Below are 14,649 nucleotides of genomic sequence, written 5' to 3'. Positions count from 1 at the left end.
TTCAAAGAAAGGGCAATTTTACCCCGCACGGCGATCCGCTGCGGGGTCTGACCCCGTATGGGGTCAGACCCCTCTTCGCTTTGGGGGTTTAGCCGCCGCCCGTGCGCGACTTCTGCGGCAGCGGCGTATTCACCTTCCACGCCGCCGACAGCGCCTGCCCTTCCTCGACCTGCTCCTGGGTCATGGTCTTGATCACCTGCGAGCGCTGCTCGGCCGCATTGGCCGAGCCATTGGCCGCCGCCAGGTTCCATAACATATAGGCAATCACATTATCCTGCGGCACGCCGCCCATGTGATAACGGTACATCAGTCCCAGCACCTGCTGCGCCTGCACATGGCCCTGCTCGGCCGCCTTGCGGAACCAGCCCACCGCCTGCTTGTGATCCTGGATCACCGCATTGCCGGTGTAATACATGGCGCCGACCACATACTGCGCATCGGCCTTGCCCTTGAGCGCCGCCTTGCGGTGCCACTCCAGCGCCGCCTTGTAATCCTGCGGCACGCCGCGGCCCATGTAATACATCAAGCCCAGCAGATGCTCGGCATCGGCGTTGCCGGCCTGTGCCAACGGCCGTATTTCTTTCAATGCCACCGCGTAATTCTTGTTGTTATACGCAGTCGCCCCTTCGGCGAATCCGGCTATCGCGGCTGACTGCCAGCCCAGAGCGATGACCATCGCTAGTATGAATTTTTTCATATCGCGTTATATATAGGTGTGTTTTACTTCCAGCTGACCTTGCCCAGGCCATCCACGCTGACATTCCGATTCAGCGGCTTGCCATACACAATGACCGATCCCAGGCCGCTCAAGTTCAGCGTTGCATTGGTTTTGGCATTCACGGTGGCGTTGCCCAGGCCGCTCAAATCGATATCCACCGCATCCGCCTGGAACTGCTGCGCATTCAGGCTGCCGACGCCGCCGAGGTTGGCTTTCAGCAACTTACTGCGACCGCCCAGCGTGATGTAGCCGGCGCCGCGCAGGTCCAGGTCGGCCTCGTCGTTCTCGCTGATCCACAGATTCATGCTGCCGACACCGCCCAGGCTGGCCTTCAGCGCGCGGTAATCGGCCACCACCTTCATGCTGCCGGCGCCGTCGAGGCTCAATTCCAGCTTGTCGCCGGTAAAACCGTTGATGTCGGTGCTGCCGACGCCTTCCGACACCACCTGGCGCAGGTTGGGCAGGATCAGCTCGGCGCGCGTGGTGCCGCGGCCGACCTTGATGCCGCGTCCTTCGCTTTCCAGATGCAAGGTGTCGCCGGTTTGCGACGCCGTCAGCTTCTCCATATAGCGTTTTTCGCCGGTAATCTTCAGCGACGGCATGTCACCCTGGCGCAACTTGACATCGATGACGCCCTCGATCATGACCCGCACCACGCGGGCATCGACGGTAATCATGCGCGTTTCAGTGACCTCATCGGCGGCGCTGGCACGGCTAAACAGGGCACAGAACGCGGCGAACAGCAGGCCGAACTGGAAAAGCTTCTTCATTGTGGAATTCCTCAGATGTTGTTGCAGCTATCATAAGCATAATATGCTCAGCCGCGCCACCAGTCCGGAATGCGACGAACTGCACAAAACGGGCACTGGACGACAAATTCCGGGGATGGCGCGTCAGAGCTTGATGTAGATTTTCTTGCGGTCCAGCGCGTAGCCGACCAGCCAGCAGCCCAGCATATAGGTCAGTGCCCACAGCAGCGTGCCGTTGTAAATGCCGGCCCATGGACGGAACAGATGTTGATAGATCCAGTCGAACACCGACAGGCCATCAATCTGGTTGATGAAGAACAGCGTTGCCAGCAACTCGCTGAACAGGTAGATAAACAGCGTGTTGCGGCCAAACACCTCAAAGAAATACGTCCAGCCGCGCTGGCCACGCAGATCAATCACGTACAGCAGCAGCGACAGCACGCCAAGGTCAATCGCGATGGCGATCAGTGTGTAGGAACTGGTCCACAGCTTTTTATTCAGCGGGAACACGCTGCTCCAGCACAGCGCGACTGTCGCCAGCACCGCGCCGGCCAGCATCAACCTGGCGATGGTTTCGTAGCTGGCGCCCAGCCGGCGCACCAGCCGTCCGGCGAAGTAGCCGGCCAGTAAGTTGACGATGGACGGCAGCGTGCTGAGTATCCCTTCTGGATCGAAGGCGATGCCCTCGCCGTGGTACATATGCGCCTCGCCCACCAGCAGCAAATCCAGCTTGCGCTGCGCATTGCCTGCCAGCGTGTAGTCGCCGAAGCCGGCCATCAAGGCCCAGTAGCCAAACAGCGCCAGCACCGCAAATACCAGCGCCCCCTTCTCGCCGCTGTAATGCAGGATCAGCGACGCGGCGCAGTAACCCAGCGCGATGCGTTGCAGGACGCCGAAGATGCGCGTGCCGGAGAACGGAATCACCGACACGCCGTGATCAAAGCTGATGAACGGGAACCAGTACATCAAAAAGCCGCACAGGAAAATCAGCGCGGTGCGAGTGAAGATTTTCTTCAGCACCGCCGCCTCGCCCATGCCCTCATACTTGTCCAGCGTGAAGGCCAGCGCGGTGCCGACCACGAACATAAAGGTCGGGAACACCAGGTCCGTCAGCGTCAGCCCGTGCCACGCGGCGTGCAGGAACGGCGCGTAGCTGGTTTCCGGCGTGCCCGGCATGTTCACCATGATCATCAGCGCGACCGTCAGGCCACGCAGCACGTCGATCGCTTGCGAACGTTGATGCTGTGTCTTCATTGAACCGCCCGTCCCTTCAGATGATGAATCAAGCCGGCAGCCGGATGATGGCGTTCAGGCCGCCGTCCGGATGGTTCTCCAGTATCAGTTCGCCGCCCTGCGCTTCGATGATGCCGCGCGCGATGCCCAGCCCCAGCCCCATGCCGCCGTCGTTCTGCTCGCGGCCATGCGCCAGCCGCACATAGGGATCGAACAGGCTGGCGAACGCGTCGTCCGGCACGCCGGGACCGTGGTCACGCACGGCGATGGTCACCGTGCCCGGCGCGGCGTAGGCACGGATCTCGGCGCGCTGGCCGTAGAACAGCGCGTTGTCCAGCAGGTTGCCCAGCGCGCGCTTCAGTGCCAGCGGCTTGGCGCGCACCGTCAGGCCGCCGGGCTGCCACGCCACCACGTGTCCGGCCAGCTGCGCGCTGCGCACCAGCCGGCCGACCATGGAATCGAGCTTGATCTCGGCGGGGTTCTCGTGGATGTCGCTGTCCTTCACGCATTGCAGCGCGCCCTTGACCATCATGTCCAGCTCGTCAAGGTCTTCTTCAAACTCGTTGCGCAGCGCCTCGTCGTCCAGCAGCTCGGAGCGCAGCTTGAGGCGGGTGATCGGCGTGCGCAGGTCGTGCGAAATCGAAATGAACAGCCGCTCGCGATCCTCGATATAGCGGTGGATGCGCTCGCGCATGGCGCTGAACGCGCGCGCCGTGTTGATGAACTCGCGGCTGCCGGTCTCCGGCAACGGCCGCGTCTCCTCATCCTGCCCCTGGCCGAAGGCCGCCGCCGCATCCGACAAGGCCGCCAGCGGCCGCGTGATCGAACGCACCACCAGCAGGCACAGCACCAGCACCACGGCCAGCGACAGCGCCTGCGGTGTCAGCCGGTCCCACGTGAACGGGTCGTTACTGCTCAGGAAATACGGGTTGGGCATCAGCGCAGCCATATACAGCCAGTTGCCCGGCTCGATCTCGGTCTGGATCACCAGAATGGGCGCGGGGTCCGGCTGCAACAGCAGCACGTGCTGCACCCACGAATCCGGCAGATCGTTGAGGCGCACGTCATGCTCGGCCACTACCAGCTTGTCCGGCCACGAGAACGCCAGCTGGAAACCGGGCGAATGCGGCAGGTCGGCCTTCAGCGTCGCGCCGACGGTGGCGATGACACTGTCGGCCAGCGGGTAGCCCTTGATCTGGCTCACCGGCACATACGCATGGTTGAAGTTGACGAAGAAGCGCGTGCCGCCCATTTCGCGCAGCTGCTGGATGATCAGCATGCGATAGGCCGGCGGCAGGCTGCGGAAGAAGCGGATGGCGCCGGCCGCACTGTGCGCCACATACTGCGCCGACGACTCTGCCTCCACGCGCGACTTGGCGCGCAGCTGGCTGGCCCAGATCGCGCTGGCGGCCACCTGCGTGACCAGCACGCCGGCCACCATCACCAGCGTCAGCCGGCCGAGCAGCGATGCCGGCCACAGGCGACGCAAGCCGCGCAGGAGCTTAAGCACTGGACACGCTGACGTCGGCGGCAAACACATAGCCGGCGCCGCGCACCGTCTTGATCAGCGCCGGCTGCTTGCCGTCGTCGTTCAGGCGCAGCCGCAGACGGCTGATCTGCACGTCCAGCGAGCGGTCCAGCGGGCCGGTATCGCGGCCGCGCGTCTCTTCGCTCAGCACGCTGCGGTCCAGCACCACGCCGCGATGCTCGATGAAGTATTTGAGCAGCTGGTAATCCAGCCCGGTCAGCACCACCTGCTGGCCGTCGCTGTCGGTCACCTTGCGCTCCATCAGGTCCATCGTGAAGCCGACAAAGCGGTAATAGCGCGACGGCGCCTCCAGCGCGCTGCGCCGCAAGATGGCCTTGATGCGCGCCAGCAGCTCGCGTGGGCTGTAGGGCTTGGCGATGTAATCGTCGGCGCCCAGTTCCAGGCCGACGATGCGGTCGGTCTCGTCGGAACTGGCGGTCAGCATGATGATCGGCACATTGGAGCGCTGGCGCACCTGCTTGCACAGCACGAAACCGTCGGTATCCGGCAGCATGACGTCGAGGATCACCAGCGACAACTGGTCCACATGCGTTTGCAGCTCGGCGAGAAAGCTCTCGCCGTTGTGCGACAGGATCACCTCGTACTGGTTTTTTTCCAGATAGGTCTTGAGCAGCACACGGGTCTTTTGATCATCGTCTACGATCAGTATCTTGCGCACCAGGTACTCCTTGGTTTCTGAGATTGAACATTTTGAACAGGGCGCCGATGCGGCGCTGGGCTTCGGCCACCGTCACCCGGTCGTCGAGGAAATAGCGCTGCACTTCGGCGATGATGGCGTCGCGCGTGGCTTCGTCGGTGGCCATGCGGTGCACCAGGCTGGGCGCCTGCACCGCCGCGCCTTTGGCAAAGGTGGTCCACGAGGCGCGCGCGCAGCTGTCCATGCGGGTGGGGTCGGCATCGCGCCGCACCGGCACGCCGCCCTTCAGGGCGTTGAAGTCGGCCTGCAGCGCCGGCGTCACGAGCAGCCGCGCCATCTTTTCCTGCGCTGCCATGTGGCGGTAGTCGCCGGCGAACATCGACAGCGCGTCGACGCTGTACAGGTGGTACTTGCTGGTGTCCGGCGCAGCGGCGCAGCCGTAGTCCCGGTCCAGCACGGCGCCGTATTCGGCCAGTTCGGGCTTGGCCCAGTCGCCCATGATCATCATGCCGACCGGCTGGCGCGCGAACTGGGCGACGATGTCGGTCCACGGCCGCTCCTCCACCGGGCCGCGCATCCAGCCCTTGATCATGCGCAGGCGCTGCAAGGCGTTGGCGCTGCGCGGGTCGGCGGCGGCGGCCGGACTGCGGCGCACGAACAGATCGCGATAGAACTCCGGGCCGCTTTCGGCCAGCACCAGGTTTTCAAACAGCGCCGCCACCTGCCACGCTTCGCTGCTTTGCGCCAGCGGCTGCACGCCGGCCGCGCGCAGCTTGTGGACGGCAGCCTCGAACTCGCGCCAGGTCTGCGGCGGCGCCAGCCTGAGCTGCGCGAACAGCGCGCGGTTGTAGTACAGCGTATTGACGCGGTGAATGCCCAGCGGCGCCGCCACCACATGGCGGCGGTGCTGGATCAGGCTCTGCACGGTGGGAAACAGGAAGCTGTTCCAGTTACCGGCGGCGGCGACGTTGTCGAGTTCCAGCAGCAGGCCCATCTCGGCCCATTCGGCGATCGAGACGCCGATCATCTGCGTGACTTCCGGCGCGTCGCCGGCCAGCACCCTGCCCTTCAGTACCTTGCCGGCGCCAATGCCGGCGCCGCCGGGAATCGCTGCGTCCTGCCATTCGATATGTTCGTCGGCCAGGCGCTGCACCAGCAGGTCGGCGGCCTTGCGCTCGCTGGCAGAAGTCCACCAGTGCAGCACCTGCACGCTGGACGATGGCGCGGCAAGCGGAGAGGATGCGGGAGTGAGAATTTGCGCGGCCAGCGCCAGTTGGCCGCCGTTGCAGGCGCAGGTCGCGGCCAGCAGACCGAAGACCCAGGCGCGGCGCGAGGATGAGGTGCGGGAACGCGGGCGAAGGCATAACCAGTCGAAGCAAAACCGGCCCAGTTTTTCCATCGAAGCGATCACTCAATATCCCGCAGAAAACGTTGATTATAGCTAAGAAGCCCGCCGCCGGGCAGTCTGCGGCGGGCTGGTGTGCTATTGCCGTTCGATGCGCGCCACGTTGCCGCGGCGGCCGTTGCGGTCGAAGGCGGCGACCTGGATCACGCCACGCTCCATGATGGGGCCGTTCACCAGCGGGCTGCTCGCCGTTGGTGCGCTGCCGTCGGTGGTGTAGCGCATGGTGATGCCCGGCAGCAGATGGTTGACCAGCACGCGGTCGCCATCCAGCATCAGGCCCGGTGGTGCGATGCGGTAATCGATGTCCGCATGCTCCAGATCCAGGCGCGGCAGCACGCGCTGGCTCAGGGCGTTGACGAAGCCGGTCCAGCCAATGCGGCGCAGCGCAGCGGCCTTGTCGGCATCCGGCTCGGTGGCCCAGGCCGGATCGGGCGCCCAGGCGCGTTCCGCCACCGCCAGCAGGCGCGGCATCACCAGATACTCGATGCGGCGCGGGTCGCGCACCGTTTCGGTGAACAGCGTGGCCTCCAGCCCGCGCACACGGCGCTTGCCATAATCGGTCAACGCGTCCTTGCCGACGCGGTTGGCTTCACTGGCCTCTTTCAGGTAATCGAGCGGCATGAAGTTGTACACCGAATCCAGTTCAATGTAGGCGCCCCAGTTGACTCCCGGCTCGTCCGGGTTCGGGTTGTAGGACATATCGAGGTACATCTTGGTCACCGGCGCCAGCACGATGTCATAGCCGGCATTGGCCAGGCGATACGCGAAGTCCTCGGCGCCTTCGGTGTTGTTCCACACGTAGGCGCTGAAGCCGCGCTGGGTAAAGCGCGGATTCGGAATCAGCTTGTGGCGGCCGTTGAGCATGGTCTTGCGCGCCGCCAGCTCTTCCCAGCCGGAAGTGAATAGGCCGTGCTTGTGCAGGATGTTGTCGACGCGGTCGTAGAAGTAGTCCCACAGGTCGGCGGTGGTTTCCAGCTTCAGCTTCTGCATGGTCGCATGTGCGGCCGGCGATTTTTCCCACGCGCCGTTCGGCAATTCGTCGCCGCCCATGTGGATGGTGTGCAGCGGCACGCCGGCTTCGCGGTGCAGCGCCACCACTTCCTTCACCACCTGCTCGATGAAGGTGAAGCTGGACTCCAGCCCCGGATTCAGCACGTGGTCGTTATATAGCTGCGGCGACTTGTAGACCGAGCGGTCATCGAAGTCGTTCAGCAGGTACTTGGCGGCGTCCTTGTCGCCGGCGGCCTTGAGGCGGTGGTAGCGCGCTTCCATCGCCTGCACGGCGGCGCGCGCGTGGCCCGGCATTTCCAGTTCGGGAATCACCTCGATGTGGCGCGCGGCGGCGTAGCGCAGGATCTCGATGTAGTCGGCGCGCGTGTAATAGCCGCTGCCGTGCGGATCGGCAGGATCGGGGCCGGAGCCGTAAGCCGGTTGCAGGCGCACGCCCGGCTTGTCGCTGTGGCCGCGCACCGCACCGATCGAGGTCAGTTCCGGCAGGCCGTTGATCTGCAGGCGCCAGCCTTCATCTTCGGTCAGGTGGAAGTGGAATTTGTTCAGCTTGTAGCGCGCCATCAGGTCGAGCCACTTGAACACGGTTTGCTTGGTGTGGAAGTTGCGCGATACATCCAGCTGGAAGCCGCGATAGCCGAAGCGCGGCGCATCGACGATGTTGACTTCCTGCACGCTCAACTCGCCGGCGCCAGGCAGCGGCAGCAGGTCGCGCAGCGTTTCCAGGCCGTAGAATACGCCGGCGGCGCTGTTGCCGACGATGCTGATGCCGCTGTCGGCGCGCACCGTCAGGCTGTAGGCTTCCGGCGAGGCCTGCCCTTCCACCGTGCCGATGGCCAGCTTGAGCGCAGGGCCACCGGTCGCCTCCAGTCCTGCCGGGAACAGCGAACGCGCCAGCGCCACCTCCTGCCCCAGCGCGGCTGGCGCGCTGACCGCAGGCTGCGCCTTCAGCACCAGCTTGCCGCTGCCGGGATGCAGTTGCAGCGGCGTCGGCAGCACGGGTGGCACGGCGCTGGCGGGCAGCAGCGTGGCCTGGGTGTTGCGCAGATAGGTGTCTTCCGCCGTGGCTACCGGCTTGGCGCCGCTGTTGCCCTTGTCCAGCTGTTCCGGCCGCGTGACCGGCAGCCATTCAAAATCGGTAATCGCCACGCCCTGGTCCGGCACGGCGTCGTACACCAGGTACGGGCCCACCGGCGCCTTGGCCATCTTGATGATCATGTCGGGGTGGTAGTAGGCAATCTCCAGCGTCTGTCCTGGCGCCAGGCCGGCAAAGTCCGGCGCCGGGCGCAGGCGGAACAGGCTGCCCGCCACTTGTTCGAGGATCAGCTTGCTGGGCAGCGTGCCGCTTTCGACGCCGTCCATGCAGTTGAAATACAGCGACCAGCCTTGGGCCGGCAGCGGCAGGCTGTCCCGGTTGGTCAGGATGAAGCGCGTCTGCGCGCGGATGCCGGCGGCGCTGAACAGGTTGCGCTGCAACTCCCAGCGCAGCTTCAGTTTGGCGCCGCTGGCGTAGCCGCTGACCTGCGATGCGGCAGGCGTAGCGGCGATCGCTTCGGTCAGGGGCGCCGCCAGCAACAGCAAGGCCAGCGCGCAGCTGCCGTACATGGTTTTATTCTTCAAGAGTCTCTCCAAGTCCTGCTCCCCAAAAAAATGCCGGCGCCGCGCGTCGGCGCCGGCCAAAAAATTCACACACATCGTTGGGAGGGATTATGTGTGACTACTTTTGCTGTGGCTTGTACCACTTGGCAAAACCTTGCTGCAACCTGTCCGCCGCTTCCTGCGGCGCCAGGCTGCCATTCAAAACACGGGCATTGACGTCCCACAGTTCGCTCTCCATGCCGGGCTGGCCGCGATTGAGCACCTGCGCGTTCAGGCGGATGGTCGAGGCGCAGCTGTTGCGCCAATCCTTCATCTGCTTGGCTACCGGATTGCGTACCGCGATCAGATGGTCGGACAGCGTGAACACGCCGGTCAGCCGGTCAGTGTACAGGTCGGCAAACTCCTGCGAGCCGACCCAGGCAAGGAACTTGTAGGCGTCCTCCTTGTTCTTCGAATTTTTGGCGACGCCCAGGCCGATATCCATGTGATCCGAGATAAAGCAGGCGTCGCCGCGCTTGCGCACCGGCGGCGGGAAGGCGCCGAACTCCAGACCGGGAACCTGGCTGAAGTACGCGATGTCCCACGAGCCGGCCGGATAGATGGCGGCGCGGCCGGCGGCAAACTGCACCTGGCTGTCGCCATAGCTTTGCGTGGTCGAACTGGCGGGCAGATAGCTGCCCATGCGCGCCTCGAACTGCAGCGCGTCGACGAACGGTGCATCGGTGAAGCGCGCGCGGCCGGCGATCAGCGCCTTGCGGCCCTCCTCGCCATGCCAGAAATTCGGGCCGATGTTGGTGAACACCATCTGGCTCGACTCCCACTGCTCGGCCGTACCCAGCGCCAGCGGCGCCACGCCGGATTTCTTCAGCACGTCGAGCACGGTAAAGAACTCGTCCACCGTTTTCGGCGGCTGCAAATCCAGCTTGCGGAAAATCTTCTTGTTGTACAAAAAGCCGTGGATCACCGAGGCCACCGGCATGCAGAAGGTATCCTTGCCGTCGTCGGTCTGCCAGGCCAGCAACGCCGTAGGGGCAAAATTCTGCATGCCCGGCTTGCCGTTGAGGCGGTCCAGATAACCCTTCTTGTACAGCGACAGCGAGGCGTCGAACGGCCGGCAGGCGATCAGGTCGCCGGCGCTGCCGGACGCCAGCCGGCTGGCCACGCTGGCGTCGTAGCCGGTCGGCGGACTGGCGGCGAAGCGGACTTCGATGCCGGGATGATGCCGTTCGAAGGCCGGAATCAGCACCTGGTCCCACAGCGCCTTGTCGTCGCCGCGCCAGCTTTCGATCACCAGCGTGCCGCCGCGCGCGGACGCCGCCGCGCACAGGGCAAGCAACAAGCCACGACGGAGCAAATCAATAATGCGCATACGGGTTCTTGTTCTGGTTGGCGAAGTACAGCCAGGCCGTGCCGGCCACGCTGCCCGAACTGGTAAAGTCGGCGTTGGTATTTTGCGTTGCATACGGCATGTTGTACAGCTTGTCGACCATGTAGTTCATCGACTCGACGATATTGGCGGCGGTATTGCCGGCGCAGGTCATGGTGCTGGCGCCCTGCTTCATCGCCATCACCGCGCCGAGGCTGCCCTCGCTCCACACGAACGGCGACGATGACGGCACGTTGTCGTAGATGACGTCATAGAAGCCGACGATGCCGGTGACTTTGCGCGACGGGTAGTCCAGCTTGCCTGCGACGTTGAAATAGTCGCACATGCCGGGCAGCGCCGCCGCAAAATTCTGTCCAGTGCTGCCGGTGTTACCCAGCGCCAGCACCGACCACGAATAGTTGTCCAGATAGCGTTCGCTGGTGTTCAGCGTCTGCGTGTTGGCGTCGTAGCCGCCGAGGAAGCGGCTGCCGTTCCACAGGCTTTCCGACATCGCCCGCAGGCTGTTGGCGGCCGCCAGGTATTGCGATCCGCCATTCAGCACGTAGTACTGGTGCATGCTGGCGTAGGCGTCCAGCTGGTGTTCCAGCGCGTAGATGCCGGTACGGCCCGCCACATAGTTGGTCGGCGCGAAGCGCAGGCCTTTTTTCGCGCTGCCGTTGATACTGATGTTGACCAGCTCGCCCAGCAGATAGTTGTGCAGCTTGGTCGACACCGCCAGGTACTTGGTACTGTTAAAGGCTTTCTGGTAGGCGTTCAGCGCCATCCCGAACCAGGCGTTGGAGCCGGCGATGCGCATGTCGACGCCGGCGTTGGCGTCCGAGCCGTCGGTCATGTAGGCGAACACCCAGGCCCCGGACGCGCTTTGCAGCTTGGCCATGGCGTTGATAATCAGGTCGGCGTGGGCCTGGTCGCCGGCCAGGCTAAAGGCGATCACGGCCAGCGCCTGGTCGTACAGGAAGGCCGAATCCATATCGCGGAAGCTGCGGATCAGGCGGCCGTCACCGTAGGCGCCGCCGGTGATGGTCGCCGTGTTCATCATGCTTTGCAGGCCGGCGATCTGGGTATTGGCCGAGGTCACGGCAGCCGGGAAATAAGCCGCCGTGTAGGCCGTCAGCGTCGCCGGGTCCAGCGGCAGCGTCAGCTTGGTGGCGGCGGTGGTGCGTGGGCTGCAATAGCCGCCGGTGGCGTTGCAGTTCGAGGCGTTCAGCGGGTTGGTGCTGCTCGGGTACATCACCAGCACGGCGCGGTCGGCGCTGCCCACCGCACGCGGGATGGTGACGCTAAAGGTGCCGTTGGCGTTGATGGTGGCCACGGCGTCGCCCTGCCAGTAAAACACATCGTTATGCAGGAACACGCCGATGCGGTAATTCTGCACGTTGGCCGCCGGCAGCGTGTGGCTGCCGGCGAACACCGTCTGCGACGCGGTCTGCGTCAGCTGCGAGATGCCGAAGGTGACCGCCGGAGCGGCCGCCAGCGGTGGCTCATTGTAAGGAAAGTCCAGGCCCGACCATACCGGCCATGGAGACTGCTGCACCGCGAGCGCTCCCGCCCGCAATTGTTGCGACTGCTGTTGCGGCGCCGGCGCCGCATTGTCACCGCATGCTGCCAGCAGCAGGCTGGCGCCCGCTGCCATCAAACCCAGACTATTCCTGATATGAGCCATTATTTTCTCCTTACCATTCAGCGCCGATGCGCAAACCAAACATCCGTGGATCGTTGTACTGGGCAATCACGTAGCCAGGATCGACAACGCGGGCGTTGTTCTTGGCGAAGACATCGCTCAGGTTGTTGACGTACAGCTCCGCATGCCATTTGCCGCTTGGCGCGGTCAGGCGCAGCGAGGCGTCGTAGGTGGCATAGGCCTTCTGCGAGTTGCCGACATGCGCGTTGTCCAGGTTCTGGATGCTGAAGTACATCTTGTCCTGCCAGCGGGCCGATACGCGCGGCGTCAGCAGGTAGGCGTTCGGCAGCGCGAACTCCTGCGACATTTCGACGCGGGCGCTGTTGTCCGGCGCGTTCGGCAGGCGGTTGCCCACCACGTTGAGCGGGAACTTACCGATCAGCGCAGGATCAGTGCCGCTGTAGCGCACGCAGGCCGGCACGCCGTAGGTTTCGCGGAACGGACCGCACGGCACGTCACGCCAGGTCTGCACGTAGTCCGGATACGAGGTCACCACCGCATGCAGGTGCGAGGCCGAGAAGTTGATTTCGGCGCCCGACCATGGCTTGTACTTGCCTTCCAGCTCCAGGCCGGAAATCTTGGCCTCGGCGGCGTTGGTGGTGCCGTACAACACGGCGGCGTCGCAGGCCGGGTTGGCGGCGGTGCACGGGATGGTCGGAATGATCTTGCCCATCTGTACCGCGCCGGTCATCTGCATGTCCTTGTAGCGGCTGTAGAACGCGGTGGCCGAAACCGACAGACGGTTGTCCAGCATACGGCCCTTGTAGCCCAGCTCGAAGTTGGTCAGGGTCTCAGGCTTCCATGGCAGGAAGGTGTAGTGCGGGCCGGGCGTCATGTCGGCGCAATTGCCGTTCAGGCCGCGCGCGCAGATGTTCTGCTTGTCGCTGAAGCCGCCCGCCTTGTAGCCGGTGGACAGCGAAGTGAACAGGAAGTCGCGCGGGGTCGGCTGGTAGCTCAGGCCGAGACGCCAGGTGAACTTGTTCCACGAATCCTTGTTGTTGCTGACGTCCGGCACGATGGCCGGGTTCAGGCCGCTGAGGCCATAGTAGGCGCCCATGCCCGGCTTCAGGTCGCTGCTGTTGAAGTACTGGCCCGGCACCGGCGTGTACTGGCCCTGGAAATAGGAATACGGATCGCTGACCGTGCCCGAATCATAGAACTTGCCGTCGCGGTCCTGGCGCACGTCGCGCGTGAAGCGGCCGCCGATGGTGGCGTTCCACTTCGGTGCAAACCCCCAGTCGACCTGGCTGAAGACGGCCTTGGAATCGGACTGGCGGTCGGTCTGGCTGTACATGTAGTAGTACGGCTGGCCCGGCGCCTGCACCATCGACGAGATGTCGTCCTCGCCGAATTCGATGGCGTTCTTCTCATGCATCCAGAACAGGCCGGCCACATAGCGCAGGCTGCCGCGTTCGCCGCGCAGCTGCAGCTCGTTGACGGTGGTCTTGAACTTGGACGAATTGGTGAAGGTGGCGGTGTCGTTGTAGATGCCGCCGTAGATGTTGATGTCGTCTGCATTCGGCTGGTAGCCGGCGTCGCCGTCGCGGATCTGGCGGCGCTTCTGCACCGCGTACGACGAGTTCAGCTCAATGGTGTCGGTCGGCGACACGGCCCAGGTGAAGCGGCTGCGCCAGGTGTCGATACTCCAGTCCAGTTCGCCCGGCACGTTAATCTTCACATCCCACTGGCCGCCCGGACAGGCGTAGGCGGTGCCGGCCGCCATCTTGCAGTCCTTCAGCGCGATATCGCCGGCGCCCTTGTTGGTGTAGCGCTCGTAGGCGCCCAGCCATTCCAGGTTGTTGCTGGCCTTCCAGCGTGCTTGCAGACGCGCCGCCCATTCGTCCTTGTTGCCATACGCCTTGTCGGCGCCGACCTTGACGTTGTGACGCTGGTCGACGTCCGGGATGATGTTGCCGGAGGCGTCGCGCTGCGGCACGATGCCCAGCGCCGGGAAGTTGGCGGCGTAGAAGTCCTGCTGCTGGTTCAGGTAACTGTCGCGCTTGATGACCATGGCGGTGGCGCGCATGGCGAAGTTGTCGCTGATCGGGATGTTTTGCGCCACGGCTACCTGGCGCAGGTTGTAATTGCCGACCGTGAAGGTGCCCATGCCTTCGCTGACGCCGAATTGCGGCTTGGCCGGAATGATGTTGATGCTGCCGCCGGTGGCGTTGCGGCCGAACAGCGTACCCTGCGGACCGCGCAGCACTTCCACCTGGTCCAGGTCGAACAGCAGCGCCAGCGCCGATTGCGGACGCGGCGTGTAGATGCCGTCCACGTGCAGGCTTACCGCCGGATTGCCGATCTCGGTGAAGTCATTGCTGCTGACGCCACGGATCGAGATCTTCACGCCCGAGCTGCCGTCGGTGGCGCTGCCCAGTTGCAGATTGGGCACCTCGCCGCTAAGGCCGCGGATATCGGTGATGCCCTTGCGGGTCAGCTCGTCCTGCGTGACGGCGCTCATCGACACCGGCGTTTTCAGCAGCGAGGTTGAATGGCGGGTTGCGGTGACCACCACTTCCTGGATTTCATCCTTGCTGGCCGCAGTCGGCGCCTCCTGCTTCGCCAGCGCCGGCGCGATGATACCGCCGCAAGCGCCAGCGACTGCCATACTGATAATCGTTTTTTTTGTGCTCAATAGGGACATCTCGATACTCTCCTGATTTTGGGGTGAGAAACGGTAATG

The 14,649-nt window shown here is 64.2% G+C and carries 10 protein-coding genes; all 10 read right to left on the bottom strand.

Annotation, left to right across the window (positions count from 1 at the left end; translation table 11 throughout):
- Positions 1-88 precede the first annotated feature (88 nt).
- A complete protein-coding gene (locus GTP69_RS04540; protein ID WP_161053752.1) occupies positions 89-697 on the bottom strand; it encodes a tetratricopeptide repeat protein in 609 nt (202 codons plus the stop codon).
- 23 nt (positions 698-720) lie between these two features.
- Positions 721-1,488, bottom strand: a complete 768-nt coding sequence (locus GTP69_RS04535; RefSeq protein ID WP_161053751.1) for a GIN domain-containing protein — start codon at positions 1,486-1,488, stop codon at positions 721-723.
- Positions 1,489-1,611: 123 nt separating this feature from the next.
- Positions 1,612-2,721, bottom strand: coding sequence for an acyltransferase family protein (locus GTP69_RS04530; protein WP_161053750.1), 1,110 nt, complete (start codon positions 2,719-2,721; stop codon positions 1,612-1,614).
- Positions 2,722-2,749: 28 nt separating this feature from the next.
- Positions 2,750-4,240, bottom strand: coding sequence for a sensor histidine kinase (locus GTP69_RS04525; protein WP_161053749.1), 1,491 nt, complete (start codon positions 4,238-4,240; stop codon positions 2,750-2,752).
- Positions 4,203-4,910 (bottom strand): response regulator, encoded by a 708-nt coding sequence (locus GTP69_RS04520; RefSeq protein ID WP_202424305.1) that lies wholly within the window; start codon positions 4,908-4,910, stop codon positions 4,203-4,205. The genes GTP69_RS04525 and GTP69_RS04520 overlap by 38 nt, the downstream gene beginning before the upstream one ends.
- Positions 4,879-6,297, bottom strand: coding sequence for an ABC transporter substrate-binding protein (locus GTP69_RS04515; RefSeq protein ID WP_371867798.1), 1,419 nt, complete (start codon positions 6,295-6,297; stop codon positions 4,879-4,881). The genes GTP69_RS04520 and GTP69_RS04515 overlap by 32 nt, the downstream gene beginning before the upstream one ends.
- Before the next feature lie 72 nt (positions 6,298-6,369).
- Positions 6,370-8,919 carry a family 20 glycosylhydrolase gene (locus GTP69_RS04510; RefSeq protein ID WP_229260809.1) on the bottom strand — a complete coding sequence of 850 codons (2,550 nt, stop codon included), beginning with the start codon at positions 8,917-8,919 and terminating at the stop codon, positions 6,370-6,372.
- A 97-nt stretch (positions 8,920-9,016) separates the two neighbouring features.
- Complete coding sequence (locus GTP69_RS04505; protein ID WP_161053747.1) at positions 9,017-10,267, bottom strand: ABC transporter substrate-binding protein; 1,251 nt, start codon at positions 10,265-10,267, stop codon at positions 9,017-9,019.
- Entirely contained in the window at positions 10,254-11,948 is a 1,695-nt protein-coding gene (locus GTP69_RS04500; RefSeq protein ID WP_161053746.1) for a hypothetical protein, read from the bottom strand. Before GTP69_RS04500 ends, GTP69_RS04505 begins: the two co-directional genes overlap by 14 nt.
- A gap of 10 nt (positions 11,949-11,958) precedes the next feature.
- Positions 11,959-14,574: a TonB-dependent receptor gene (locus GTP69_RS04495; RefSeq protein WP_229260808.1), complete on the bottom strand. Its 2,616-nt coding sequence runs from the start codon at positions 14,572-14,574 to the stop codon at positions 11,959-11,961.
- Between the last annotated feature and the right edge of the window lie 75 nt (positions 14,575-14,649).

The organism is Duganella levis, from assembly GCF_009857605.1.
Taxonomy (GTDB): Bacteria; Pseudomonadota; Gammaproteobacteria; order Burkholderiales; family Burkholderiaceae_D; genus Rugamonas; species Rugamonas levis.
This window is presented reverse-complemented; position numbering and strand designations above follow the sequence as displayed.

Coding starts and splice junctions, on each gene's coding strand:
- GTP69_RS04540 (WP_161053752.1), bottom strand. CDS start 697: ATGAAAAAATTCATACTAGCGATGGTCATCGCTCTGGGCTGGCAGTCA.
- GTP69_RS04535 (WP_161053751.1), bottom strand. CDS start 1,488: ATGAAGAAGCTTTTCCAGTTCGGCCTGCTGTTCGCCGCGTTCTGTGCC.
- GTP69_RS04530 (WP_161053750.1), bottom strand. CDS start 2,721: ATGAAGACACAGCATCAACGTTCGCAAGCGATCGACGTGCTGCGTGGC.
- GTP69_RS04525 (WP_161053749.1), bottom strand. CDS start 4,240: ATGTGTTTGCCGCCGACGTCAGCGTGTCCAGTGCTTAAGCTCCTGCGC.
- GTP69_RS04505 (WP_161053747.1), bottom strand. CDS start 10,267: ATGCGCATTATTGATTTGCTCCGTCGTGGCTTGTTGCTTGCCCTGTGC.
- GTP69_RS04500 (WP_161053746.1), bottom strand. CDS start 11,948: ATGGCTCATATCAGGAATAGTCTGGGTTTGATGGCAGCGGGCGCCAGC.
- GTP69_RS04495 (WP_229260808.1), bottom strand. CDS start 14,574: ATGGCAGTCGCTGGCGCTTGCGGCGGTATCATCGCGCCGGCGCTGGCG.